Genomic DNA, 25,985 nt, shown 5'->3' on the forward strand with positions numbered 1-25,985 from the left:
GCCGCCGTGGGCAGTGATTCCCGGGCATTGCTTAGCTTATTGCCTAAACGTGCCGGCGGACATTCAGTTTGCCGTGGCGCCCGCCGTGGGCGAGACGGCGACAGAAGTGCAGACGCTGGCCGAGCTAAAGGCTATCGCCAGTCAGAGTTAGCTCTACAAATTCTTTATCGGCATGGGCTAAGCGCGGTGGTAACGCCGCCCGTTATCCTGCGCAATATACTGAAAAATCCGAACTCGTACACCACCACACACCCTATCAGCCAGAGATATCTCATGGGCAGCCTGAAGCGCTACTCAATTTTCAATAGCTGACGCCGGGTCTAACGGGCCTGGACATCGCTTCCGTCTCGCTGCTGGATGAAACCACTGCTGCGATTGAAGCCATGGCGCTCGAGCAGTCTGATCTCTTCGGCGTGTTATTACAACATGTTCACCGGCAAGCTACATGACTATCGCGCGCTCATTGCCGAGCTAAACAGCCGAAAATTATCAACTGCGTGGTGGCGGATATGCTCTCACTAGTACTAGTGGCCACGCTCGGCTCGCAGGGGGTAGATGTGGCGTTCGGTTCGTCGCAGCGTTTCGGTGTGCCGATGGGGTACGGCTGTCCGTACGCGGCGGCGTTCGCTACCCACGATGAGATAGCGCGCCATGCCGAGCGGATTAACGCCGCCAGCATATCGTACTGCGCGTAGCGATGCAGATGTGCGAGCAGCATATTAGCCGCGAGAAAGCGAACTCGAATACTCATACTTCACAGGTGTTGTTGGACAATATCGCCGGTCTGTATGCAGTCTATCACGGTCCAGGGGCTTCAGCCACCGCTAGTCGTATGCATCGGTTGGAGCACAAGGATCTGGAGCTTAACCAGGCGATGATCCTGCTCGAATCCTGTACAATGAAGCCATAACGCCGCCGAAATGATCCCCATCACTTAGCCGGAATTCGTCGAGCCGAATCCTTTCTGCCCTGCGGAGCGGGCGGTTGGATGCCGGCAAATGATCGCCCAATTATGCGCTGGCCTATCCAGCTGACCGGCATATTTCGCCCTGGGTGCCTGAGTTCGGCCGCATGCACAGAGCGCATATTCCTGTCAGCTGGCAATTCGCCGTTATCATAAAAGCTGTAATCCAGGCGAGCGCCATGTTTTTCTTATCCTGAGCTCGGCCCACGGTACCAACTCGGCGTCGGCGCAGATGGCCGACATGTCAGTCACCGTGGTGGTCTGCGATAAGATCTGCGATAAGAATGGCAACACTGATGCGCACAATTTGCGCGCCAAGGCCGAGTAGGCAGGCGAGCAACTGTCTTGCATTACGGCGACCTACCCCTCGATCCATGGTATCTATGAAGAAACCATCCGTGATGCGTGCCAGATTGTCCACCAACACGGCAGGCAGGTCCATCTGGACGATATCAGCAACGATGTACCGCATCTGAAGGTGCATCTGTCTCCGTTCGTCCCCGGTCATTCGGTGGTGGACTGGACGGCGTTTTAATCCGCAGGGTGCCATCAGCACCGCGCCGTTCGGCAGCGTCTCGATCTTACCCATCAGTATATCCGTATGATTGGCGGGAAGTATTATAACGCCAATTATATCGCCAGCCGATTGCAGCAGGCTTATCCGGTGCTGTTTACCGGACGTGACGGCCGCGTGGCTCACGAATGTATCCTGGACTTCGACCGCTGAAAGAGGCCACCGACATTAGCGAAATGGATATAGCTAAACGCTTGATCAACTATGGTTTTCACGTTACCGCTATGTCTTTCCAGGTGGTCGGTGCGCTGATGGTTGAGGCCGCCGAATCGAACAGTTTGCCGGAGTTCGATCGCTCTTGCAATCCGCGCCGAAATCCATCGGCTGGTGGACGGCATCTGGTTATCGGACGATAACCCGCTGACGAACGCGCCCCATACCTAGTGTGAGCTGGCCAGCGAGTGGTGGTATTCGTACGATCGGTAGGTTGCGGCATTCCCAGTCGGGTATGGGCCGGCGGTGAAGTGGTTGGCGATGTTTACGGCGCCCGCAATCTGTTTTGTTCCTGCGTACCCATCGGCGATTATGCCTAAGCGTCATGGCTATGCTCCGATGGGTGCCGCGCGCAAACCTGCCGGCATAGAGCGATTAACATTACTCCTGTAGCCGCAGTCCCGGTCCGCCGAAAACCCACCGCCAAGCGGCGCCCTGTGCTCGGTATGCCGCCAATAAACATTGTTCGGTGAGGGTGCCGTTGGTCGCGGTGTTATTTTAGCCAGCCTTGCCGCTATGCTTGTGCAGTTAAGGCTGAGATGCGTCCACAGCGCCAGATAGACATCGGCGATAACGCATTGCGCCTTAGCACCTATTCGAGAGTAATGCCATTCTCGAAACAAGCGCTAGGGGTTTCGCCCGCTCTCATACTCCAGTCACAATTTATGACAGCCACAGTTTATGAAACTGGCGATGCTGCTTTGTCGGTAGCAGCCAAAGCAGCCGCTGTGTCGCCTTTGCTTCCATCGCGTGAACCGCCTCGAGCCCTGCGAGATCATAAACCAGCACGCCGCCGGCGCAGAGTTACGCGAGTGATATCGACTCCGCCGTCGGCATAGAAGACAAAGTTCATCACCGCGACCGCAAAGGTGCCAACTGTGCTCCGCGGTGTTCTCCTGTCGTTAGGTACCAAGTGCTTTGGTGCGGCGTTATATGCTTTGAGGATTATCAATTTCGATTAAGAAAGCGACGACTTCGGTCAGTTCGCCGAAAGCCAGCGCGGGTGGTGTTGCGGCTATCAGATTCTCCGGCATAATCCATTTGACTGGCCTAGTGTAGGACAATTCACCCGTGAATTCGACCGGAATAGCCGCGCCATGAACGGCGAGCCTTGCGCCTTTACAATTTCTCACGGTTTATTTCAGCGTACAATATGTACACCGAATAGACTGTTGATTACCCTATACACTACGCGTGGACGAACGCATCATCAAGCGGAGGTAAGATAAACCATGAGAAACAAACCATTAGCAAAAAGCTACTCCTTGGCAGAAGAGATAGCTAATAGCGTCAGTCACGGCGTGGGAGTGATCTTCGGTATTATTAGTCTAGTTCTCATGCTTCATCAGGCCGGCAAAACCGGAGCCACCGCGCTTGCGGTGACCAGCTACAGCCTTTATGGCGGCAGTATGATCCTGTTGTATCTGGCTTCGACGCTTTACCACTCCATTCCCCATTCACCAGCAAAACGCTGGCTGAAAAAGGTCGACCACTGCGCGATTTACCTGTTGATCGCCGGCACCTATACGCCGTTTTTATTGATAGGTCTGGCTTCGCCGCTGGCCAAATGGCTGATGGTGGTCATCTGGGTGATGGCGGCGGCGGGTGTCCTGCTTAAACTGGTGTTTACGCATCGCTTTCGCGTTATCTCCATCATCACCTATTTAACCATGGGCTGGTTATCGCTGGTGGTCATTTATCAACTGATGCAACGTTTACCTGCGGGTGGGGTGGCGCTACTAGCGGCGGGAGGCGTGGTTTACTCGCTGGGCGTGGTGTTTTACGTCTTAGATCGAATACCGTTTAACCATGCGATATGGCATAGCTTTGTGTTGGGAGGAACCGTTTGTCACTTTTTGGCCATCTATTTGTTTGTTGCCTGACTCACCGACCATACCTATTCACCCGCTGCGTAAATTACCGGAGCCACTTTCCCGTGTCGGGCACCTCGAAGCGCGCAGCAGGTCACTCGCCGATAACGTATGGCAGCGAACGTACGGCCAACGCGCCGACGGCGTCGTCGCGTACCCGTAGCTGGCTATCAGGCGCCAGATCGTTATTCAGCACCGCTTGTATCCAGACGCTACTATCTGCCAGCTGACAGGCCGCCAGCACCGTACCGGTTCTCCGCCAATTGTCGCCAAGTTTGAGCTCCAAATCATCGCCGGCAGCGGGAAGATGGCCGGCTTTGCCCGACAGCCAGTACATGGCGCGTTTATTGGCGCCGCGATACTTGGCGCGCGCCACTATTTCCTGACCGGCATAGCAACCTTTATTAAAACTAATGCCGTCCAATGCCTGGACATTGGCCGCCTGCGGGATGAACTGCGCGCCGTTGGCGCTGTCGATAACCGGATAGCCCGCCTCGATATCCAACGCCAGCCATTGCCGACTGTCGTTTAGCTGGACATGTCCCTCCAGCTTATGTTGCAGCGCGTCGCACACCGCTGGCGTGGTGATAAGCAGAAAGCGCGGCGCCGGCAAATTGAAAAAGAGCAGCGTTGTGTTCTGGTGATGCGCCACCGAATGCGCCGCATTGGGGACGCTAGCGAAAAGTCCGCCGAGCGCCGCCTGCGCTTGAAAACCCGCTACGCCGAGTAATACCGCCTCGTCATCAGCTGCGATGGTGGTTTTGGAGAAAACGGCATACTTTTTTAATTCCGTGAGCTGACAATCGCGCACGCTGCGCCGTTCGATTAAGGCCATGCCATCTTTGTGATGAAAGACGCACAGATGACTGAACATTTTGCCCTTGGCATCGCAATGGGCGGCAAAGCTGAAGCAATCAGCCTCCAACGAGGCCACATCGCAGGTCAGCTGGCCTTGTAAATACTTAACGCTGTCCGGCCCATTCAGGGTAATCAACGCCCAATCCTCCAGTGAAATGAGCGTCAGCGGCAGATGGCTGGAGGGCGATGGCAAACGCGGAGGGAAAAAAACTTGAGATGACATAGAAGGCCCTATTCAGTAGTCTGACAATGATCTAATGGTAAAAGACCGCTTGAGGTTTGCAAGTGGATCCTGCCTTAGGTTTTGGCGATATGCGTCCGGTGCGAAATAAAGCGCGCAGAACATGTCGAAATATATTGTTTTATCTCATATGTCAGGACAAAACGAGGTAAACTAGCCGCAGTGCATAGGGTTTATGAGTATAAAGTAAAGCGTGGATATCACCAATAAAGCACGGATCCATTTGGCCTGCCGACGCGGCATGCACGAGCTGGATATCACCATTATGCCGTTCTTTGAACAGGATTTGACGCCCTTGATGACCAGGACCAGCGGCGTTTTGCCCGACTGCTGGAGTGTGACGATGCCGATCTGTTTAACCGGCTAATGGATCACGGTCAGCCTGACGATCGTGAATTTCAGCAAACTATCTCAATGATACAAACGCGAAACAAAGCCCGCGACCCTTTTGTAATGTGATATTCGGGTCTCTTGGCGAACTCAGTTTTGCTCGCTGGCGTTTTACGGGATCCTGATAATGCTGATTCTGTTTTCTCTCTGTCCGAGGAATTGCAGGCTGGTATGGTTGACGTTGGTGCTGGTATGAGTGCGTCCGCAGTCAACGCAATATCATATCCTGCTGGTTGCTGGTGGCGACAGCAGTATTCAATATCATCGAGAGGAGTGGACTTTTACTCAAGCCTGGATGCTTAAGGGCGCGATGTACCGCTCAGCTGGCGTCTGTGGCTGGCGGCGACAGCATGGATGGTTGGGAATACGCCACCTGCGCCAGCTTCTGGCGCAACAGACATGGCCTTAGCGTGGAGGTGGGGCGGCAAACCCGCCACTGTCGCGGGGTTACAATGGCGCTGCCATTTCTGTCAGAATCTGCTCGCACTACTGTTGCAACCGCTGCTCGCTTAAATTGTATTTGCTTCATCCAGCGCCAGGCCAGTAGCCGATGAAGCCGGCGCCTCCAGCGGTTGCAGAACATCGTGAAGGTAGCCAAGCGATCCAAACATTCGCCGTCACTTACTTAATCTCTCATACCGTAGAGCGCGATAACTTTACCGCGCAGGTCCACCATGTGCTGTACCGGGACGTCTTTGGGTTGTGCAGATCTGCCGGCTCCGCTCCGAGAATATCGCGGATTTTCTCTGCGGCCATCTCGGTATAGCAGGTGTTGGGGCCAATAAGATAAACCGACTTTCATCTCTCATGTTACTCTTGCAAACAACCTAATAGCATCAAGTGTACCAGATTTGACGGTATGTCAGGCATAATGTCGTCTGCCGCCCCATGCAGGAGTCAGATATGGAACAACCGGATGACGTCATTATTGAGCAGTTTCTTGTGCCCTACGGCTTGAACGCAATCTTGCGGAAAACACGCTTCCCGTCGAGCTCCGCGGCCTCCTATCGTCTTGACCTGCAGGCGCTCGACCTGGCTATGGCGCTAGTAGCGCGACTGCCTGAGCGCGAGCGCGGTGGATTTGCAGGCCTTTCTTGCTGATCGCTTCGATCATGGCTATAAAGCCACCAGTTCCGCCAGACTACTTAGTGTTACGCGCCAGTTTTTTCAGTATCTGTACCGGGAAAAACTGCGCACCGACGATCCCAGCGCCGGTATTTCGGCGCCCAAATGGCCGCAGCGTTTGCCTGAGGATCTCAGCGAGGCGCAGGTCGGCGATTTACTGGCGGCGCCGACAATTTCCGATCCCGTCGAGCTCCGCGATAAGACCATGCTGGAGGTACTCTATGCCACTGGTTTGCGCGTGTCAGAGCTGGTTGGGCTGACTATATCGGACGTGAGTCTTCAACAAGGCGTGGTGCGGGTGATTGGTAAAGGGGATAAGGAACGGCTAGTACCACTGGGGAAGAGGCGGTATACTGGACTGAATATTATCTGGAACACGGCCGTCCGGCGCTGACCCATTGTCAAAGTCTGGACATTTTGTTCCTCATCAACCGCAGCCGCAAAATGACCCGCCAGGCGCTCTGACATCGCATCAAACATTATGCCTTCCTGGCGGGCATTACAGCAAGCGGGTTTCCCAACATGTGCTGCGACACGCCTTTTCGACCCATTTACTGAACCACGTGGCGGATTTGCGCGTTGTGCAGTTGCTGCTTGGACATGGCGATCTTTCGACGACGCAGATCTACACCCATGTCGCCACCGAGCGGCTGAATATTATCCATCAGCGGCATCATCCCCGCGCTTGAGCGGTGGAATTGAACTGAATTTCAGGCGTATGAATGCGCCAGCACCGGCCCGGGTGTTTATTAGATAAGGATTAAACTGTGAAGAAAAGCCTAATACTGTTTTCTTTTATGTCGCTAGCCATAGCGCCCCTGACCCACGCTGACGATGCGGTCATTAAGCATTCGCCATTGACCGAAAGCGGCGTGTTATATGTATTCGATGACGGTCGCTACATCATCCGGGGTTCGCTGTATAACGTCGGTAGCGATCACCCCGTCAATGTCACGAATCAGCCTCTAAGCAACCGATTGAATGCCCTGCAAAAGAGATGATCATCTTCAAAGCGCTGCAGGAAAGACATGTGATAACCGTGTTCACCGACATCACCTGTAGCTATTGCCACAAGCTACACGAACGGATCAAAGACTATAATGCGCGGGGGATAACCATCCGCTATTTGGCGTTTCCGCGCCCGGGCCTGAATTCCAGGACGGAATGGGAGATGGCGTCGGTATGGTGCAACACTAATCCCAAAGATGCCTTCACCCAGGCGATGAATGACGGCAACGTTCAACCCGCCACCTGCGATATCGATATTAGTAAACATTATACGCTTGGCGTCCAGTACGGTATTCAGGGTACGCCGGCGCTGTTGCTCGATAACGATACCCTGATCCCTGGTTATCAAAGTATGAAAGAGCTGGCCGCCATCTTGGATCAGCAAGGAACTGGCCAGGCATCAGGCGGTTAATACGACAGTGCACATGACAACGGAACTACGCCGACGTCCGCTGGGCGATATCACTTTGCTGGCGGAGGCGGATATCCCGCCGCTGCTGAAACGCTTATACGTGCAACGCGGGGTTTGCGCGGTCAATGAACTGGAACGGGGCGTGCGTAGGTTGCTGGCCTATCATTCACTGACCGGTATCGAGCAGGCGGTGGATTTGCTGGTCGGCGCCCTGGCGGCTCAGCGCAGATTAATGGTGGTCGGCGATTTCGACGCCGACGGCGCGACCAGCACTGCGCTGACGGTGTTGGCGCTGCGGCAAATGGGTGCGCACACGATTGAATTTCTGGTGCCTAATCGCTTTGAGGACGGCTACGGCCTCAGCCCCGAGGTGGTGGAGCAGACGGTGGCGCGCGGCGCACAGGTTATCCTGACAGTAGACAATGGCATCTCTTCCCATGCCGGCGTCGATCTGGCGCATGAGAAAGGCATCACAGTACTCATAGCCGATCATCATCTCCCAGGTGATACCCTGCCAGCTGCCGATGCCATCGTTAATCCCAATTTACGCGGCTGCGACTTCGCCTCAAAATCTCTGGCAGGTGTCGGCGTGGTGTTTTATCTGATGCTGGCGCTGCGCGCGCGCCTTAACGACAGCGGCTGGTTTACGCAGCATGGCATTGCTGCCCCAAAACTGGCCGAACTGCTGGATTTGGTCGCGCTAGGCACCGTGGCGGATGTTGTGCCGCTAGATGCCAATAACCGTATTCTGGTGTATCAGGGGTTAAGTCGTATCCGCGCCGGCCGCTGCCGTCCCGGCATCCGCGCACTGGCGGAGGTGGCTAACCGAGACCTCGTTCGGCTGTGCGCCAGCGATCTGGGCTTTGCGCTGGGTCCGCGGCTGAACGCCGCCGGCCGGATGGACGATATGTCGGTCGGGGTTACGCTGCTGTTAACGGACGATCTATCGCAGGCGCGTATGCTGGCGGTGGAGCTGGATGCTCTCAATCGAACCAGGCGTAAAATCGAACAGGGCATGGAAGCCGAAGCGTTGGCGCTGTGCCAGGCGATGGTGCGCGACGAGCAGTCGCTGCCCTTTGGTCTGGCTATCTATCATGCGCAGTGGCATCAGGGCGTGGTCGGTATCTTGGCGTCGCGGATAAAAGAGCGTTTTCACCGGCCGGTTATCGCCTTTGCGCCCGCTGGGAATGGCATATTGAAAGGCTCCGGGCGATCTGTAGTTGGCTTGCATATGCGCGATCTGCTCGAACGGCTGGACACATTACACCCAGGTTTAATACTGAAATTTGGCGGCCATGCCATGGCGGCCGGTTTAACGCTGGAGCAGACGCAATTTGACCGGTTCCGCCAGCGTTTCGCTGAACTGGTCGATGAGTGGCTCGATCCCGCGATGCTCGAAGGCGTGATTTGGTCGGACGGCGAGCTGGCCGGCCCGGAGCTGTCGCTGATCACCGCCGAGCTGCTGCGCAACGGCGGCCCATGGGGGCAGGCGTTTCCAGATCCGCTGTTTGACGGGCGGTTTCGCGTGCTAAATCAGCGGCTGGTGGGGGAGAAACATCTAAAGCTTCTGCTAGAACCGCTAGCCGGCGGTCCGATGCTGGATGGCATCGCTTTCAATATTGACCCACGACTGTGGCCGGACAATAGCGTGCATACCGTCGAATTGGCCTACAAGCTCGAGATTAACGAGTTTCACGGCAAACGTTGCCTACAGCTATCAATACAACATATTTGGCCGCTGTAATGGGCCGTTCAACGGCTACTACCGCCAGGGACGCTGATTCGTTACAATAGCGGGTTAGCACGTACCCCTTTCTCGTCAATAAGCATATTAATTCATGTTTGAAATAAACCCGGTAAAAAACCGTATTCAGGACCTGTTGGAACGAACAACCGTTCTGAGGGGGTATCTTTGACTACGATCTCAAGAAAGAACGCCTCGAAGAAGTAAACGCCGAGCTTGAACAGCTGGATATTTGGAATGAGCCCGAACGCGCGCAGGCACTGGGTAAAGAGCGCTCGTCGCTTGAGGCTATCGTTGAAACTATCGACGAGCTTATCCAGGGTGTGGAGGACATCTCCGGCCTGTTGGAGTTAGCGATGGAAGAGAGCGACGAAGAAACCTTCCTCGAAACCAAAAGCGAACTGGATAGTCTAGAGGCCAAACTTGGCCAGTTGGAATTCCGTCGCATGTTTTCCGGCGAGTACGACGGCGGCAATTGCTATGTGGATATCCAGGCCGGTTCCGGCGGCACAGAAGCGCAGGACTGGACTAGCATGTTGCTCAGAATGTATTTGCGCTGGGCGGAATCGCGCGGTTTCAAAACCGAAATTATCGAAGAGTCGGAGGGGGAAGTGGCTGGCATCAAATCGGTGACCGTCAAAGTCATCGGTGACTACGCTTATGGCTGGCTTCGTACCGAAACCGGCGTGCACCGCCTGGTGCGCAAGAGCCCGTTCGACTCTGGCGGTCGGCGGCACACCTCATTCAGCTCTGCTTTTGTTTATCCGGAAGTGGACGATGATATTGATATCGAGATTAACCCAGCGGATCTGCGGATCGATGTTTACCGCGCCTCCGGCGCCGGCGGCCAGCACGTCAACCGGACCGAATCCGCGGTGCGTATTACTCACTTGCCAACCAATATCGTCACCCAGTGCCAGAACGACCGCTCGCAGCATAAAAATAAAGATCAGGCGATGAAACAGCTGAAAGCCAAGCTGTATGAATTCGAATTGCAGAAAAAGAATGCTGAAAGGCGGGCGCTAGAAGATACCAAGTCCGATATTGGCTGGGGAAGCCAGATCCGCTCCTATGTGTTGGATGATTCCCGCATTAAGGATCTACGTACTGGCGTTGAAACCCGTAATACCCAGTCGGTGCTGGATGGTGATCTGGACAAATTTATCGAAGCCAGTCTTAAGGCAGGGCTATGAGGAACTCATATGTCTGAATCACACTCACGGGACGGCGCCCCTCAGGCGCTGGATTTCAATAATGAGCTGCGTTCACGACAGGAAAAGCTTACTCAATTGCGCCAGCAGGGTACCGCTTTTCCAAACGATTTCCGCCGGGACGCGGTTTCCGACCAGCTGCACGCCCGCTATGGCGAGAAGAGTAACGAAAAGCTGGAAGCGTTAAATATCGAGGTTAGCATTGCCGGGCGCATGATGACCCGCCGCGTCATGGGAAAAGCCTCCTTTGTCACCCTGCAGGATATGGGGGGGAAAATCCAGCTATACGTTGCACACGACAATCTTCCCGAAGGCCAGTACAACGAGCGGTTCAAAAAATGGGACCTTGGAGACATTCTCGGTGCGCGTGGCAAATTATTTAAAACCCGTACCGGCGAGCTGTCTATTCACTGTAGCGAAATTCGCCTGCTGACCAAGGCGATACGTCCGTTGCCGGATAAGTTTCGCGGTCTGGCCGATCAGGAAACCCGGTATCGCCAGCGTTATCTCGACCTAATCGCCAATGACGAATCACGCCAAACCTTCAAGGTTCGTTCGCGCATCGTGGCGGAAATTCGCCGATTTATGATGGATCATGACTTTATGGAAGTGGAAACGCCGATGATGCAGACCATCCCCGGCGGCGCCTCGGCGCGTCCGTTTATTACCCACCATCATGCGCTTGGCGTCGACATGTATCTGCGCATTGCGCCAGAGCTTTATCTTAAGCGACTGGTAGTGGGCGGTTTTGAGAGAGTATTTGAAATCAACCGCAACTTCCGTAATGAAGGACTGTCGCCGCGCCATAATCCTGAGTTTACCATGATGGAACTCTATATGGCCTACGCGGATTATCGTGATCTGATTGTGCTGGTGGAGGATCTGTTCCGCACCCTGATCCAGCGAGTATTGCGCAACAGCGTGGTGCATTATGGCGACCAGACCTTTGATTTCAGCAAGCCCTTTACCCAGATGACCATGAAAGAAGCCATTTGCCATTATCGCCCGGAAACCAGGCCAGAAGCGCTGGACGATATGACCTCCGCGATCACTATTGCCGAGTCATTGGGCATTACGGTAGACAAAAGCTGGGGATTGGGTCGAGTGCAGACCGAAATTTTTGAAGAGACGGCGGAAAGCTATCTGATCCAGCCGACGTTTATTACCGCCTACCCGGCGGAGGTTTCGCCGCTGGCGCGCCGCAATGATGAAGATCCGTTCTTCACCGATCGTTTTGAATTCTTTATCAGCGGGCGTGAAATTGGCAACGGCTTTTCAGAGCTTAACGATGCCGAAGATCAGGCCGCGCGCTTTGCCGAGCAGGTCCAGGCTAAGGACGCCGGTGATGATGAAGCCATGTTCTATGATGAAGACTATGTCACCGCCTTGGAACACGGCCTGCCGCCGACCGCGGGTCTTGGAATCGGTATCGATCGCCTGACGATGCTGCTAACAAACAGTCACACTATTCGCGATGTTATCCTATTCCCGGCGCTGCGTCCGCAAAAATAGTCCCTGAAACAGCGGGCTACTCTATGCGTCCGCTGTCCTGGCGCGTCCGTTGCACCATTGCAGTCCATTACGCCGCATGGCGGCGCTTGTGACGCGCCAGGGCCGATAGGTGCCGTCCAGGGCTTGAGATTGTTTTCGCTAACATGTTGTCGCGTTCGCTTTAGCCGTCAACGTCACTCGCGGCAAGTCACGAGTCTGCGCCACTGCCGTACCCCTCTTGTGTTTGGTTAACTTTACGTCTCCTTTGTTGCGACGAAGGTTGGTGATCTTGCGGTTTGACCTTTAGATAATTATGCATTATCTTGGCTCATGCTAATGACGGTTTTTATTTAAGCGCGCTTGCTGCAGCCGGTACGTTTGACCTACGTCTTACTAGTTATTATACAAGTTCTCCTTCATTTGTTTTAGAGGTCACCAGGTAATGAGTATGGACGACAGTACCGCGGTATCTACTCTATTAACCGCACCGCCGGACAGCCGCACGCTGGAAGAAATCTAGTCGCTCATTGAAGCCAGCCCGCGCGCAATTTGCGCGTTAAGCAACAGCATTTGAGGTACACCGGATGCTGGAATAGCAGGGGTTTCATATCGAACGCGGTATTTCGGGTATCCCTACCGCCATAATCGTGAAAGCCGATGAGGGTGGCCCGGTCATTGCAATATTGGGTGAGTATGATGCGCTACCTGGGGTCATCCAGCAGGCCGATGTGGCAGAACCCTGGCCGATGACAGCAGGCAGCAATGGTCACGGGCTGCAGCCATAATTTGCTTGGCAGCGTGTCTACAGGTCGCCAGCGCTGTCAAAGGTTTTCTGCCGCCCGTAATTACGGGGTCGGGTACGATTTTACGGCTGTTCAGCGGAAGAGGACGGCTTCGCCAAAGGATTTATGGTGCGCGCGTGGGGATGTTCGTGATGTAGACATCACAAACAGCTGGCACACCAATGCTTTCAGCGGGGTAATAATAAAAGGAATTTCCTCTGGTCTGCAATGAATTAACTATCACTTCAGCGGTATGGCCGACCATGTATCCGACAGTCAGCACCTCGGCTGCAGTGCGCTGGATGCGATCGAACTGATGAACGTCGGCATTAATTACATGCGCGAGTACATGTCCAGCACTGCCGGCGTTGCAGAAATTGGTCAAGCAGGTCGATAACATGCCTGCCGGCGCGACGCTGATGAACGAAACCCCTTTACTAGCCAGGTGCTGAACTCAGTGACTGGCGTCACGGAATTGCTAACCTAGGCGCAACTCGGCTCCGGATCCACCGGCCGGCCGTTTGATTTTTAGGGGTGCGGACATGCTGATGGATGTTGAATTTTTACACAACACGCTGATGTAGCTCTTGCCAGACGTCCCGTTGACACTTGAACTGGCGATCGGCTCGGTGTCGCTTGGTTTTCCTTGCCCTGCTGTTGGCGCTGATGCGTCTGAGCGGCGTGTGGGTCCTGAACGCGTCTTCACCTTTCGCGACTCACGCTGCTGGTACAATTCCAGCCGTGCGGCGAACGCGTGCTCTGCCCATCCTGCGTGAGCTCTACTTAGAGTACGCTGCTCTCGCTGACCCTGCATACCGCCGCTTACTCTAGCGAAATTTCCACGGCAGTCCGCCGTCGGTGCCATGGGTACATTGAAGTCGCCTATGTCTGCGGCATGACCTGGCAAAAGGTGTTCCGCAGTATTATTTGCCAGTAGTGATGCGCCAGGCGCCATCCGCCTACGGTAATGAAATGATTTCCATGGACATCTACCTCGTTGGCCTCAATCATTACCCTGATTGAGATAACCAGCATCGCCGCCGGCATCATCGCTGAAACCTACTGCGCGCTCGAAGTGTTTTGGTGGCTGGGCGCTGTATTTGGCGATTAATCTGGTGCTGACTTGTTTGCTGCAATGGTTGGAATATCGGTTGATACCGGATTTACGGCTGCAACAGAACCTCTCTTGCGTAAGAAATACGCGGCATGCTTCCTGATGTCGGAAAGATATTATTTAACATCGCTCCGGCGATATTTCTGTTGACATTTTTCACTAGAGGTGGGATTAGAATGAAATTCTCCACGATGATTTGCGCGCTGTGAACGCTCAGACCGCGGAAGAAAAATGGACCACGGTGCGCATTGGTACCGAAGGAGCATTCCGCCTGCTTAATTTTACCAGACCGGATTGTGCACTTGATGATTTTGAAATCGATTTGCATAAGGTGTTCTGCAAATCGATGCAGGTGACATGCGAAAGTGTCGTCCAGTCCTTCTATCGCCGCAGGCCGGCAAATTCGACGCGATTATGTCCGGGATGTCGGCGACCGCTAAGCGTCGGCAGGTGATTGATTTTTAGGTGCCCTATAGTAATTCTGGTAGGTGCCCTATAGTAATTCTGGCCAGATCTCTGCTGTCCTGAAGACAGTCCGCTGGCTAAATTGTCGGATACCGGCATGTGTTTTCTCTGACCAGAAGCTAGAGCGGTGAAAGAGTTGGATAAAATCGAACCCGCTTTTCAAGAAAAGCCATCGGTGTTCAGACTGCCTCGATTGCCACCACTTTTTTGAATAAATATCTGCAGGGCGTGTAAAGTCGCGAGAATATAAAACCACTGAAGAGCACGATCTAGACCTGGGCGCCAGTCGCGTAGATTTGGTTATCGCCTCTATAACCTATTTGAATAGTGCGCTGGAAAAGCTCGGTAACGCCAATATGGTTCTTGGTAGGGCCGAAAGCAGTTCGACTATCGGCCCGCATAAATCTGATCCTGAACTGAAGAAAATGTTTGACGATACTATCATGAAGACGCTAGACATGAGGTGGTTCAGCCAGGATATTACGCCGCAATAAACGCACGGTAGAGTAGAGCGCAGACTGCTCTGATTGCTCAAAAATAACGACGATCAGGAGCGCGCCCCTTGTCAACGGGTGCTATAAGGTTATAATGCTTCGCGCCTATCGAGGGCGGGTGTAGTTCAATGGTAGAATGGCAGCTTCCCAAGCTGCATCCGAGGGTTCGATTCCCTTCACCCGCTCCAAACACACTTGAACAGTAGCGCATTTGCGAATTGAAATAGAGTACTTGCGTGCGAAGCTGGAAAACCGTGCCAAAGTGGAGCTGGTTACATTGGTGTGGATGGACTGGTATGACACTGAAACAACTGGGTTATATCACCAGCCACCAGAAGTAAAACAGGCATATTGGCACTTCTGTCGGGCTTAAGGATCTGGCGATCTGAGCTTGCGGATTTAACATCTTTCCGCAGAATCAGATCGGTTCAATTGTGTTGCCAGTAATGAAATCCTCAAAAATCTCTGCATATTGATGATTACTTCTTCCGAAAAATCATAAATCTTGATAGCGGCTGGAGAGGCTATAAACGCATTGAAAATGGGAGAGGAGGCTTGGCTAGCCACCCGTTGGCTGACAAATTGGTTACACGGCTCATGTACTGACCTAACTAGGAAAGGCTTTTAAATGCACAGGGCATAGGCCAGAGGCTCGCCGACAGCCGCCAAGCACACGCCTGAAAAGTGTTTATGAGGGTTGGCCGTGCATGCAAAAGCGAATGCCGACTGGGTGGCAACAAAGTAGAATAGTTGTTATCAACAATATTTTACGTCATTTAAGAGTAGAAAACATAATACTACCTCCATGATTAAGATATTCAATAAGTTGTGGCATGGCATATTATCGTAGGTTATTGCAACTCTGTATGCTTCACCTCTTGGTATCTGTATTAGCTGTCACATAAATGTGTTTAACCACAATGATCGAGGAAGACCCTTTAGACAGTATTGAAGGTTGTTTGGATGATGCGCAAAAGAACTCATGATCTCCTGCATCCGGGGCCTTCCTTAAGGCCGCACTCAGCTTTAGCTTGTGCGGTGCATGAAATGAGTAATGATTCTCTTATTTTGACTACAATGGCTTGTCATTCTTTGTTTTATTTGTGAACTTCATTTAACAATTAATGAAGCCTCTTCTTTACGACCTGTTTATTCGCGTTTTACGTGCTTAGTAAAATACACCATAAATACACTATTTCTTTAAACACGACGTTACAAGGTCTCGAAACCACGTATTTTCCGCTAGATAGTGCTTAGTACGGTATTTAATTTCTGCTTAAGTTACTTTCTTCCGTTGATATTTTGTATATAGTCTTATAAAGAGTAATATGGTTATTAATGAATATCACTTCAACTCAGTGAGGAATGTAGATATGAAATCAATATACAGCCAAGAGTATCGAGGACAGTATTGTAAACAGTATCGTAAACGGAAGCGGGGTTTTGTCGGAGATCATAACCAGAGATAAGCAACGCCCACTCAAGTTTGAAGAGCCCGATATTATCAGAGCTATCACTTCTCTGAATGGGATGAAACTCAATGATGTGTTTGTCCGCAGTCCTACACCCTGTTTGGCCTGTACAGTAACTATAACTATCGCTGGCGGCTGGTGAATTTAACGTTAATTTATTAACCGAAATTCTCAATGCTGTTTCCTCCGGATGGGGGTGGAGGATGGGATTTCAGTTGGACAAGAAGTCACTTACGGCGTAGATTGGCTCAAAGGCGAAACATCGAGTATACCCACGACTGGGGTAAATGGTGAAGTGTCGGAGTCGGTTACCCTTACGACCGCTCCTGGGTGGCGGTCTTGCTGGCTCCCGGTCAGGCAGTCGTTGCGCAGATGATTGTAAGCTGGGGCTGGGCCAGAGTCGAGGTGGGATATCTTTCTTGCCTCGATGGTGTTGTCGCAATGCACTATGAGTCCTCCGTATATTGAGATAAAATTCGACGCCTAACGCATGTCGTTTACTGCAGTCATAGACATTGGCATGTATTCCAGCGCGAGTCGCGAGTAGAGTTATGTGATAAGGTAAACAAAAATTTACTGAAAACGGTTTAGTTGAATGAGGGGGCAAAACCTATCGGCAATAGCGTCGTTTCGGAAAAATTTTGCAGAGATCGGACAATTGATTACGCAATGTTTTCTCTGGATGAGGTGATCATTAGCGAATCGCTTATTTCCCGGTGGGAGAAGAAAATGACTGAATAACAATGCCATGATTTTATGCTGACAGGCATTGTCTTTGCAATAAAGGGTAAAGGCCAAACGAAAGAGCGGGATTATTCTGCGCCGATCAGCGCGCCATAAAGCCCATGAGGCCGCAGACAAAAAACAGCACCGCCTGATGCTTACGCGAGAGTAACGGCGATGCCGGTTTCGTCGGCCAATTCCTTAAAGGAATACCTCTGTAACTCGGTCTTTGTAAACGCTTCGCGCTTTTGCACGACCGGTTGATAAGCCCATTAGTGGGCGGTGACATGCTCGATCGGGTGCAGAGAGCTATCGGCCTTGATTGATAGGTTATTTTCCTGATAAATGTCGGAGCTAGCAGCTGCGTATCGGAGCTACCAGACCCGTGGTCGTTCCTCGGCCTTGTCCGTTACGTCTGACCATTATCGCCGCTGCGAGGGCGGATAGCATTGTCATGGTCCTTAACAGCATCCATGCCAATTCTGCGGTCAGAATACGCTCATCAGCATAGCGCCTTTTACTAGTTCGGAGGCAAGGCGCTGCCCGTTATCAGCTCAGACATTGGCATGACTCCTTATAAGAGGTTCGCTCTTCATTAGCTGCTATAGCCAAGTTCGCTTAATGCAAACATCATGCCGGCGTACTATCAATCTATTGCATTAAACGATTGACAACACAGTAAGGGTACCGTGCCGTTTTCTTCTCGCTTGGCGTATTTTGTGTACGGAGCAAGCTTGATTGCCCATTTTATGCTCGCTACCGTCCTGAAATTGACTGAGGGTTTTCTCTATCAGCACCGGATTGCGCTACTTGCAGATAACACCTTCGCGGCCATTAACCAGAAATCCCTACTGCACCCTATCTGTTCAAGCTCCAATAATCGCATAATTAGCTTGATTTATCTTGAACGCCAGGGGTTACTGTGCCTGTTGTCATGAATTTGGCACAATCGTGCGATCATGTTTTCCTCTCATCGCCGGTTCTTAAATCGGTCACAAGCGCTGTCCGCCATCACATTGGCAACCCGTTAATTCGCCCGTCGCTCCCGTGCTGCCATATAAGGCCTACCTCCGGGCCCTACCACTTGTGATAGAGGCCTGCTCGGGCTACCTTATTGGACGGCAGGCTTGGAGCGTTATGCTGACCGTGCCGCTGACGACCGTCCCTTTTCATTCACCGGTATAGGAGCCAAAGATGAGGGCTGGTACACGGCTTATCAACGGAATCTTTATATTGCTGACGCAAGCCGCAGTAATCGAAATATAATTCGCCCACCAACGGCGTCTGATAATTATTTTCTGCAAGCGGTGAGAGATGTAATTTATTTATACTTTTCTTTTGATGTACTTTCAAAAAACCAATCCCATCTAGGGATTGCATTATGAAAGTCGGTTGCATCGGCTTAGAAAAAATGGGCGCCGCCATGGCTGCACGACTTCAAAATGTTAGACATGAAGTGATCGCCGATGACAAAATAGTCATGCACAGGACGCGGTGACGCAGCAAGGCATCGATGTCGCCTCGGATTGTCGATCGGCGGCGGCCATGCTGCCGGCGCCGCGGACTTTCTAGCTGATGACGCCACAGGATGAGGCAACGGAACGCGCTATTGCAGAATTAGCGGTGCTGCTTACCAGCGGCGATATCGTCATTGACGGTGGTAACTCGGATGTTCGCGATACGCTTCGTCGCGCGATCAGGCCGTGGGAGAAAGGGGATAACACTCGTAGACGTAGGCGTTAACGGTGAAACAGGTGAAACACAAGGCGCACGGGGAGGGATGTAGGTTTCTTATCGGCGCGGCGCCCCGATCGTCGAATAGTTCACCACACTGTTTGACACCCTGGCGGCCAAAGGGACAACGTGCGTGGGCGACAGTGGCGCAGGGCTTTGCCAAAGCGGTACATAACGGCGTCGAATACGCGCTACGGCGTCGAATACGCGCTGATGCAGGCTTATGGCGAGGGATATGAGCTACTTTTGGCGCCTGACATCGATGTCGACCTGCACGCTGAACAACGCAAAACGTCTGTTCCATATGTTCGCATTTTCTGGAAAAACTGATTGAAACTCTGGCGCCTGATGTGTCGCTGGGCAATGTAAATGGCTACGCGGCGGACTTCGGCATGAGCTGCTGGATGGTAGAGGAAGCCATCCAGCAGCTCATGCCCACTCCGGTCATCAGTACGACATTTGCAGGAGACTCCACATCATAAGAGCATCGCCACCCTGCGGGACGTTCGGCGGCCATGCGGTAAAACGCCGTGAGGATAACGCATGAGCACAATTTCACTAACACAGCGCCTACAAACAGGTCGCCCGCGAGCTTAGCCATATGGTGCAAGCAATTAACGATGATCATAACTTGCCGAAGCCATCAACCGCATGCCGCGGTGTGTCTAAGAGGCCGGGGTCGTTCGGGTTTGATGGTGAAAGCCATCGCCATCCGTTTCATGCATATCGGTCTTGCGGTGTATGTTGTTGGCGGCGGGTGATTTGCTGATTGCGATGTCTTTCTCCATCAAAACGCCGGCAACCCTTTTCCACATTGCGGCAGCCCGTCAGATAGGGGCCGAGTAGTGCTTATCAGTTCGTCGCCGACGCCGGCGTTACAGGTGGACCACTATGTCTCCCTGCCGGCGCACAGGGCGTCGCCACCGATCAGTATACGGGATCTTTATTTGAACAATCTGTATTAATCACCAGCGATGCTATCGCCTGGAAAATCCAGCATTCCCGCGTGCAAACCGACGAGGAATTGGGTAAATAGCACGCCTAACCTGCAATAGTCTTAAACGCTACCCATCGACCCTACACACCTAAGCATCTTTCACCATAATATAAATATCAGAGGAAATTATGAACTAGGATGTCATAAAACATACCCCAAACAGGTATTTCTAACAGCGAGACCTCGGCAATGTAAAATGCGTCTTCAGATGATTCCTGATTTATTGCTTTTGTATGCCATTACCTATCTGGACAGGACCAAGATCAGCTATTCTGCGTTGGAAATGAATAAAGAGTTGAGTATTAATCCAGCTTAATTTGGCATACTCATCAATATCTTTTTATTTTGTATTTTCTTTTTGAGGTCAACAGCAATATTGCCTTGCATAAATTGGCGCGTGCAAATGGATAATGCGTATTTTGGTTACCTGGGGCATCGTAGCGGTGGGCACCGTCTTTGTTACCCACGTTAATCACATTTATCTATTGCGCTTTTTGCTAGGCGCCGCCGAAGCGTGGTGCTTCCCGGCACCGCATTTTATCTGACCCACTGATTTCCCCGCACACACCGTGCGAAGGCCATGGCGACTTTTCTGCACAAATTTTCTGTACCTGTCTCGGCGTACCGCTAATCGGCTGGATTATGGACAATGTCAGCACTCTAGGTATGGCCGGCTGGCACTAGATGATCCCGCTGGAAGGCTTTCCCGAGATCGCCATCGACCTTCGAAACCATTGTCGTGCTGCACGCCGGACATCAGAATATAAAATGGCTGAGTCAGGACGAAAACGCTGGGTATGCGAGGCGCTGGAAGGCGAATACCGCCATTCATCTGCGCCCGAAATGCGTTGTGGAAAATATTGGCAAATCGCCACGTGCTTTACTTGATGATAACCTATGTTTGGATCGTTATGGCGATTTGCGGCATTACGTTCTAGATGCCAACCATAAAATTATTCTTCTAATACCGTTATTGGCTTTTGGTGGCGATACCAACGCTGGTGGCAAGTTGGCTATGCTATCCAGATAAGACCATAGAGCGAAAATGGCATGTGATTACCGTGATGTTGATTTGTCTATTCTGTAGCTCTGTCTGATCGTCGTTACCGCCTACAGCTATATTGGCGTATGGTGGACTATTTCAACCTTATTCCTGACCGGGCTCTCCGCCGCCGTGAGGCTTGTTGCTGTTAATTCCGTGGTAAACCTGGGCGGGATTCTTTGGCCTTTTAATCGTCGGTATGCTGGTTAATTTCACTGGTATATCCTGTAGGCGCAAGTCTGCTGTTTTTATGCGCCTTATGCATCATTTGTGCAATAATGCTGGCTCAAACCACTGAAATGGAACATATCCATGTTTAAGCCATTTGCGTTCTTGATATCGATATCGGTTCGTTCTCATTGCACGTAGGTCTATCACGACACGTGTGAGGCCGCCGGGAGAGCGCGTAGCGGTACTATTACGCCGGACACCGCGCCGAATGGCGAAGCTACGTTAGACGCCGAGTGGATGTTCGCTTACCTGCTTGCCTTGCTGGACGAGGTCCGTGCGGGTTTAGCGGCCCATTGCCGCGTCAAAGCGGTCGGCATTAGCGCCTTCTGGCATAGTTTGATGTGGATCGACGCACAGCAGGAAACTACCTTGCTCATCATTACCTGGACCGATAGCCGCGCGGCCTAGAAATACTGAGGCGTCGCCTGGTATTTGCACGTGCAACAGGCTGCCCGTTCACTTCAGTTCCTAGCCGGCACGTCTGCACTGACTGACAAACAAGCAACAGGCGGCACTCGCCCGCACGCGTCACTGGCTGTCGTCGTTGTCCGATCTGCTCTTTCTACGCCTGTCTGGAACGCTGTCCACCGCCTATCCATAGCACCCGGCACCGGACTGCTGGATAGCAATCGGCGAGGAACGCCTGCGAGGAAGGTTTACGGAGAGTGATGTTAGAAACATACATTGATATCCGCCACATCACATTCCCGATAGCGTGGTTGAGCCCGATCTTCGAGCGCATGAAATTTACCATCACGGGTCCTTTTCTGCCTTAAGTGGCCCTGCGCCATCCTCTATTATACGTGGCGATGTTGAACAGCGGTGATAAGCGACAATGCTCAGTTACAAAATGGGAAAACCAGATAATAGTGTATAAAACATCGGCAAGCATCAACTACGCCATCCCGACAGTCATCGAATCGCTGGAGAAAACCGTGGTGCGCGCCTGAATAGCTTAGAGTCAAGGTCGTCATGCGTTAGCGAAAGCGTTTGTGCACCGGTTTGGGCTGCATTCACTATGTCGACTACGACCGGTTCGAATCGCCTTGTATGGCTGATGCCCACCGCTCGCCGCGACAATCATCTTCGTCGTCGCCTCCTTCGCTAACAATACCCGTAGGTGGTATAATTACTGTTTGCCAGGCGCGTGGCGGTGGCGATACTCATCTGCGCCGCCGCTAATTCAGAAATAGTTGATGAATAACATCATCGGCATGTTGTAAAATGAGAGACGCCAGTCTACGCGTCTGTGGACATCAGCAGCGTGCGCACTGCTTCTAGGTACAGGCGCATCTTTTACAAAGAACATCCTAATCCCGCTATGATTTATCGCTTTCCGCCTCAATTCGTTATCAGCCTGTTTTACCCGGTATTAGCACTAAACAATACAGTCACCGGGCGAGTGAACGTTCCCGATGGCGGTAATGGCCATGACCACCAGCCACGGATTATCGCCCTTACTCTTGGTGTAATTTCCCCCGGAGACGGGATGCCGTCTGCGCAACGCTGATGGCATGATAAAATGCCGAGGAAATGCAGCGGACGTAGTGGCCCACTTGCCTCGCAATTCGGGTAATGGATCATCCGCTTCCATCAGAAGGTGGCGTGCCTGTGAAAGTCGATAATTTAGCAATTTTAGCGGACTTTGGTTAAACGTAGTTTTGAAAGGTATAACTGGGATTTACTGACCTGGCAATGATGCATGATTTAAGGGTCAAGGTCATGCCGGAATTCGGCTTTATCACGGAGGAAAACATGAAATCCATGCCACTCGTCTCACCTGAGAGATCGTCATTGACTGAGTCAAACCATCAAGCAACTGGCAAAGGCGGCTGTGCCGCCACGGTAGACGATGTGCGACTTCTCGAAGCGAATATTTATTGTTGGACAAAAGCTTCCGATAAAGTCAATACGCTGGCCAAGATGAAAATGTTTGCCGCCGGAACCGGATTGGATTAACGCATGCTGGTCGGCGGGCGCTTGATTGCCGAGCAGAAATGCTCAATTAAACACGCGAATACATCACGACGGGCAGTAAGCACAACAAACCAGTCAGGATCTGGCTAAAATCGATAAGACTGGACCGTGGATTTCAACACCATCAACATTAGCCAGGTCTTCGTCAAAAATTGCTTCCCTCCACAGCTTGGCGGCATTAGCTTAGCGGCATTATTAGTGCCAATACGCTGCGGGCCAGTGAATGCCTTGATCGTTGATAATGATGCGATTCCATGGCTAGACTCTAAATTTATCGCGCTCAATGGGGCGGGCAATGGCATCTATGATATTAGATGGAATAATTAGAGCAATATCAATTTTCCTTGATAGACTGTAACTTGGCGATTGTCGATATCGTCATTAACGACGTAAAACTATATCTTAACCGACAATCGTTTCGGACCCGTGCAGTTACTCTTTGGTGGCATGCAGGCTAAAGACAACAATGAATGGGGAAACGCCTAACGGCATTCAGATATCCAACGTTAAAGGTAATACCGCGCTGCTAGGGTATCAGGACAGTAGCTTCCATGGCATGGCACCGGCGAAGCTCGCAGCGCCTTATCCTGGGAAAATATTGCCGCCGATCCCGTATTACTCTCCCAGGCCAAAATGCTGCACCTGGCCGATTATGGCATGGTCAAAGCACCCAGAAAGCGCCTGCAGATGAAAGCTAGCAGGCGCCGCCTCTAGTCCGGCGCCGTCGCCCATTAAAGAAAACGGCGATGACGCTCGCGGTTTAACGCCATCGTCAACGGACGGTAACGGTCATTAACCCACCATAAAACTGCTGGCGCAAATGTTTTATGTCTGATTCGTCTACCTCAGCAACTAACCATCAAGGAGTAGACCGCATGAAGGATCGTAAACTTTGGAGAATGCAATGGTCGTAGTCGCTATCTGCGCCGTCAGCATGCTGGTCATATACTGCCTATTGGAATACGCTGTTGCCGTACATCTTTGGCGTAAAACCATCAGCTTTTTTCGGGCGCTGTGACTTCTTATTCTCAGTAAAATTCTCTTTGGCATCTTCAGTGGCCGGGGCATGTTTTGACGCAATTACGCGAACGCTGGATGACGATAGGTCCCGACCAGCGCGAAGCTTTTTCCATCAACGTGGCATGGGCCGCCGCCATGGTCATGGCCTGGGCCACCGTTATCGGTGCCTTCGCCGACGCAGCGATTTTATGGCATCAGCAAGGGGTTTGGTCTATTGTGGCGATTATTTCTCAGTAATCTGTCCTTTTCAATAGGACTGGTCGTAGCCACTTTCACCGCCAGTTTGCTGGATTCATTTCTACTAGTCGATACAGCAATTGATTTACCAATAGGTTCACTTGTTGCGTTGGCTGCAGCAGTGCGTATTTTGATGTAGTTATGCAGTAAAGACGGTCTTTCACTATTTTCACGATTCCGTGGAGGGCAGCAGTAACGAGCCAGCAAGTGATGCTTCACGCGCATGCTCTTATTTACGCGGCGACCTGCTTGCTACGGCTGATGACCTATTGTCGAGGGAGCTGAATTTAATCGGTTTATGGCGTTTATTGCCTGGCTGCTTAACAGCGCAATGGTATCGGTGGTTATTCGCGTTGTGATGGGCCATTTTGACTAGTCAAAATTGATGATCGATGTCGCACTTTGCTGCATGTCGTGCTGTAAAATAAAGTTGGTTATCTTGCAAAATAATCAAAGAGGCATAAAACCGCGATGATTAGTGGGTGTTTGAATTGCGGTATTGGCGACAAAGGCGAGTCACGACTTAGCTTCAATGGATGAGCGTGCCATGAGCCAGGCAGCGTGCAAGCTAGTAACGTTGTCAAACTTGCGTCAATATTTTTTTTAAAGTCGACGCAAGTGGTGCTGCTTGGGCTACTGTTCTAGCGATATATCGCCGATAAAGAAAGCGCCAATACCGTTTGCCAGAACCGATGGAACACGCAATATCGCCGATATATAGCTTATGACGCGCTATCAGTGTGAAGCGCGTGAGGAAGAACAACGCCGAATCAAGACTATTATTCAGGTTAATAAAGATGCTAATCTCCAACTTAATGCCGCGCGTGCTGATACCGCTCGCACTAAATTTTATTAGCAACCTGTAGAACATTGTATGATACATGCGGCAAAAGCTCGCCGAAGATAATACCGCCGGCGTTTTCTTCCACCACTGTAGGAAAACGCCAGATACACCTATTGTTTGTCGACATATTCTCAGAATTTATCAAAAGAAACAAGAAGTTAGCAGCCTATGCTGACCAAAAATTCTTACCAAAAATTCTTATAATATAGAGCTGATTACGGCTTAATGAGTGGCCGCCAAACGAATAATTTATGTATTCTGCCACTTGAGTTGCAGTAGTAAGGGCTCTACATTACCACCCAATGTAGCTTAGACAACTGAATTTGATGTGCTCCTCTCTTCTCCTTATCTAGCGGGTCATGCACCGACATGCAAGGCGGCCTAATAACTGCCATTCGCACATAAACACTCTTCTATTAATTAAACATCCGCGATAACAATCTCACAAGTCTCTGACTTTATCTCATTGTTTCTCAAGAAAGAGTGTTTTAGTGCTATAACATATTGTCTACGAAAATAAATGTAGGTCGGGAAAAATCGAGCGTCCATTCAGTGTTGAAATATCTGTACAGAAATAGTAGAATAAGTTGCAAGTTACACAATTATTTATTTTAGTGCTAATAGAGTTTGGCGAATATTTTATAATTATTTTAAGAATGAACAGCTACTAAGGCTAAACCACTAAGGATGGTTATGAATCTGACTGATAAAAGCATAGCTCCGCCATTGATGAATGGTAATAATTACGCGC

At 51.5% G+C, this 25,985-nt stretch carries 20 protein-coding genes, 1 tRNA gene and 6 pseudogenes; 23 read left to right on the plus strand and 4 right to left on the minus strand.

Annotation, left to right across the window (positions count from 1 at the left end):
• Nucleotides 1–266: 266 nt before the first annotated feature.
• The 3 genes and pseudogenes from GPOALKHO_RS09460 to GPOALKHO_RS09470 all read left to right on the plus strand — a co-directional run.
• Nucleotides 267–449: pseudogene (locus tag GPOALKHO_RS09460) on the plus strand (hypothetical protein).
• 60 nt (nt 450–509) lie between these two features.
• Nucleotides 510–695, plus strand: a complete 186-nt coding sequence (locus GPOALKHO_RS09465) for a hypothetical protein (protein WP_406702284.1) — start codon at nt 510–512, stop codon at nt 693–695.
• Nucleotides 686–2,071 (plus strand): annotated as a pseudogene (locus GPOALKHO_RS09470) (hypothetical protein); the annotation flags it as partial. The gene GPOALKHO_RS09465 and the pseudogene GPOALKHO_RS09470, both read left to right, overlap by 10 nt.
• Before the next feature lie 609 nt (nt 2,072–2,680).
• Here GPOALKHO_RS09470 and GPOALKHO_RS09475 read toward each other — a convergent pair.
• Complete coding sequence (locus tag GPOALKHO_RS09475) at nt 2,681–2,884, minus strand: hypothetical protein (protein ID WP_406702286.1); 204 nt, start codon at nt 2,882–2,884, stop codon at nt 2,681–2,683.
• 99 nt (nt 2,885–2,983) lie between these two features.
• On the opposite strand from GPOALKHO_RS09475, the gene GPOALKHO_RS09480 reads away from it, so the two are divergent.
• The gene (locus tag GPOALKHO_RS09480; protein ID WP_406702288.1) at nt 2,984–3,634 is read left to right on the plus strand and encodes a hemolysin III family protein; all 651 of its coding nucleotides are present in this window, start codon (nt 2,984–2,986) and stop codon (nt 3,632–3,634) included.
• An 82-nt stretch (nt 3,635–3,716) separates the two neighbouring features.
• On the opposite strand, the gene ygfZ is transcribed toward GPOALKHO_RS09480, so the two are convergent.
• The gene (gene ygfZ / locus GPOALKHO_RS09485) at nt 3,717–4,703 is read right to left on the minus strand and encodes a tRNA-modifying protein YgfZ (protein ID WP_406702289.1); all 987 of its coding nucleotides are present in this window, start codon (nt 4,701–4,703) and stop codon (nt 3,717–3,719) included.
• Nucleotides 4,704–4,914: 211 nt separating this feature from the next.
• Here ygfZ and sdhE point away from each other — a divergent pair.
• The 10 genes and pseudogenes from sdhE to GPOALKHO_RS09535 all read left to right on the plus strand — a co-directional run bounded on the left by sdhE (nt 4,915) and on the right by GPOALKHO_RS09535 (nt 15,145).
• A pseudogene (gene sdhE, locus GPOALKHO_RS09490) lies at nt 4,915–5,180 on the plus strand (FAD assembly factor SdhE).
• Nucleotides 5,181–5,235: 55 nt separating this feature from the next.
• Complete coding sequence (locus GPOALKHO_RS09495; protein ID WP_406703482.1) at nt 5,236–5,307, plus strand: hypothetical protein; 72 nt, start codon at nt 5,236–5,238, stop codon at nt 5,305–5,307.
• A gap of 707 nt (nt 5,308–6,014) precedes the next feature.
• Nucleotides 6,015–6,925, plus strand: a pseudogene (locus tag GPOALKHO_RS09500) (site-specific tyrosine recombinase XerD).
• Nucleotides 6,926–7,003: 78 nt separating this feature from the next.
• A pseudogene (gene dsbC, locus GPOALKHO_RS09505) lies at nt 7,004–7,656 on the plus strand (bifunctional protein-disulfide isomerase/oxidoreductase DsbC).
• Between the two features lie 13 nt (nt 7,657–7,669).
• Entirely contained in the window at nt 7,670–9,400 is a 1,731-nt protein-coding gene (gene recJ, locus GPOALKHO_RS09510; protein WP_406702291.1) for a single-stranded-DNA-specific exonuclease RecJ, read from the plus strand.
• Nucleotides 9,401–9,494: 94 nt separating this feature from the next.
• Nucleotides 9,495–10,593, plus strand: a protein-coding gene (gene prfB, locus GPOALKHO_RS09515; protein ID WP_406702292.1) for a peptide chain release factor 2 whose coding sequence is annotated in 2 segments (ribosomal slippage) — nt 9,495–9,569 and nt 9,571–10,593 — 1,098 coding nt in all. Because the reading frame shifts where the segments join, the coding sequence is not laid out codon by codon here.
• Between the two features lie 9 nt (nt 10,594–10,602).
• Nucleotides 10,603–12,123 carry a lysine--tRNA ligase gene (lysS, locus tag GPOALKHO_RS09520; protein WP_406702294.1) on the plus strand — a complete coding sequence of 507 codons (1,521 nt, stop codon included), beginning with the start codon at nt 10,603–10,605 and terminating at the stop codon, nt 12,121–12,123.
• A gap of 626 nt (nt 12,124–12,749) precedes the next feature.
• Entirely contained in the window at nt 12,750–12,887 is a 138-nt protein-coding gene (locus tag GPOALKHO_RS09525) for a hypothetical protein (RefSeq protein ID WP_406702295.1), read from the plus strand.
• Nucleotides 12,888–14,783: 1,896 nt separating this feature from the next.
• The gene (locus tag GPOALKHO_RS09530; RefSeq protein WP_406702296.1) at nt 14,784–14,957 is read left to right on the plus strand and encodes a hypothetical protein; all 174 of its coding nucleotides are present in this window, start codon (nt 14,784–14,786) and stop codon (nt 14,955–14,957) included.
• A 114-nt stretch (nt 14,958–15,071) separates the two neighbouring features.
• Nucleotides 15,072–15,145, plus strand: a tRNA-Gly gene (locus GPOALKHO_RS09535).
• A 2,110-nt stretch (nt 15,146–17,255) separates the two neighbouring features.
• Here the strand turns inward: GPOALKHO_RS09535 and GPOALKHO_RS09540 are convergent.
• A pseudogene (locus GPOALKHO_RS09540) lies at nt 17,256–17,400 on the minus strand (RNA polymerase subunit sigma-24); the annotation flags it as partial.
• Between the two features lie 471 nt (nt 17,401–17,871).
• On the opposite strand from GPOALKHO_RS09540, the gene GPOALKHO_RS09545 reads away from it, so the two are divergent.
• A complete protein-coding gene (locus GPOALKHO_RS09545; RefSeq protein WP_406702298.1) occupies nt 17,872–18,090 on the plus strand; it encodes a hypothetical protein in 219 nt (72 codons plus the stop codon).
• Nucleotides 18,091–18,727: 637 nt separating this feature from the next.
• Nucleotides 18,728–18,895, plus strand: a complete 168-nt coding sequence (locus GPOALKHO_RS09550; protein ID WP_406702299.1) for a hypothetical protein — start codon at nt 18,728–18,730, stop codon at nt 18,893–18,895.
• A 364-nt stretch (nt 18,896–19,259) separates the two neighbouring features.
• Here the strand turns inward: GPOALKHO_RS09550 and GPOALKHO_RS09555 are convergent, their stop codons facing one another.
• Complete coding sequence (locus GPOALKHO_RS09555; RefSeq protein ID WP_406702301.1) at nt 19,260–19,445, minus strand: hypothetical protein; 186 nt, start codon at nt 19,443–19,445, stop codon at nt 19,260–19,262.
• Nucleotides 19,446–20,293: 848 nt separating this feature from the next.
• On the opposite strand from GPOALKHO_RS09555, the gene GPOALKHO_RS09560 reads away from it, so the two are divergent.
• The 7 genes from GPOALKHO_RS09560 to GPOALKHO_RS09590 all read left to right on the plus strand — a co-directional run bounded on the left by GPOALKHO_RS09560 (nt 20,294) and on the right by GPOALKHO_RS09590 (nt 24,766).
• The gene (locus GPOALKHO_RS09560; protein ID WP_406702302.1) at nt 20,294–20,428 is read left to right on the plus strand and encodes a hypothetical protein; all 135 of its coding nucleotides are present in this window, start codon (nt 20,294–20,296) and stop codon (nt 20,426–20,428) included.
• A 139-nt stretch (nt 20,429–20,567) separates the two neighbouring features.
• Complete coding sequence (locus tag GPOALKHO_RS09565; protein WP_406702304.1) at nt 20,568–20,771, plus strand: hypothetical protein; 204 nt, start codon at nt 20,568–20,570, stop codon at nt 20,769–20,771.
• A gap of 622 nt (nt 20,772–21,393) precedes the next feature.
• The gene (locus tag GPOALKHO_RS09570) at nt 21,394–21,564 is read left to right on the plus strand and encodes a hypothetical protein (RefSeq protein WP_406702306.1); all 171 of its coding nucleotides are present in this window, start codon (nt 21,394–21,396) and stop codon (nt 21,562–21,564) included.
• Between the two features lie 1,314 nt (nt 21,565–22,878).
• On the plus strand, nt 22,879–23,115 hold the full coding sequence (locus GPOALKHO_RS09575) for a hypothetical protein (protein ID WP_406702308.1): 237 nt from the start codon (nt 22,879–22,881) through the stop codon (nt 23,113–23,115).
• Between the two features lie 126 nt (nt 23,116–23,241).
• Nucleotides 23,242–23,460, plus strand: coding sequence for a hypothetical protein (locus GPOALKHO_RS09580; RefSeq protein WP_406702309.1), 219 nt, complete (start codon nt 23,242–23,244; stop codon nt 23,458–23,460).
• A 744-nt stretch (nt 23,461–24,204) separates the two neighbouring features.
• On the plus strand, nt 24,205–24,390 hold the full coding sequence (locus GPOALKHO_RS09585) for a hypothetical protein (RefSeq protein ID WP_406702311.1): 186 nt from the start codon (nt 24,205–24,207) through the stop codon (nt 24,388–24,390).
• A gap of 268 nt (nt 24,391–24,658) precedes the next feature.
• On the plus strand, nt 24,659–24,766 hold the full coding sequence (locus tag GPOALKHO_RS09590) for a phage holin family protein (RefSeq protein WP_406703484.1): 108 nt from the start codon (nt 24,659–24,661) through the stop codon (nt 24,764–24,766).
• The last annotated feature ends 1,219 nt before the right edge of the window (nt 24,767–25,985 follow it).

The organism is Sodalis sp. (in: enterobacteria) (assembly GCF_036327475.1).
Taxonomy (GTDB): domain Bacteria; phylum Pseudomonadota; class Gammaproteobacteria; order Enterobacterales; family Enterobacteriaceae.

Bases quoted from the DNA above. Each gene is read 5' to 3' on its own strand.
- recJ (WP_406702291.1), top strand. From the start codon at position 7,670: ATGACAACGGAACTACGCCGACGTCCGCTGGGCGATATCACTTTGCTG.
- ygfZ (WP_406702289.1), bottom strand. From the start codon at position 4,703: ATGTCATCTCAAGTTTTTTTCCCTCCGCGTTTGCCATCGCCCTCCAGC.
- GPOALKHO_RS09550 (WP_406702299.1), top strand. From the start codon at position 18,728: ATGACGCCACAGGATGAGGCAACGGAACGCGCTATTGCAGAATTAGCG.
- GPOALKHO_RS09575 (WP_406702308.1), top strand. From the start codon at position 22,879: ATGCCGGAATTCGGCTTTATCACGGAGGAAAACATGAAATCCATGCCA.
- GPOALKHO_RS09570 (WP_406702306.1), top strand. From the start codon at position 21,394: ATGTTCGCTTACCTGCTTGCCTTGCTGGACGAGGTCCGTGCGGGTTTA.
- GPOALKHO_RS09480 (WP_406702288.1), top strand. From the start codon at position 2,984: ATGAGAAACAAACCATTAGCAAAAAGCTACTCCTTGGCAGAAGAGATA.
- GPOALKHO_RS09565 (WP_406702304.1), top strand. From the start codon at position 20,568: ATGATCCCGCTGGAAGGCTTTCCCGAGATCGCCATCGACCTTCGAAAC.
- GPOALKHO_RS09560 (WP_406702302.1), top strand. From the start codon at position 20,294: ATGCGTATTTTGGTTACCTGGGGCATCGTAGCGGTGGGCACCGTCTTT.
- lysS (WP_406702294.1), top strand. From the start codon at position 10,603: ATGTCTGAATCACACTCACGGGACGGCGCCCCTCAGGCGCTGGATTTC.
- GPOALKHO_RS09465 (WP_406702284.1), top strand. From the start codon at position 510: ATGCTCTCACTAGTACTAGTGGCCACGCTCGGCTCGCAGGGGGTAGAT.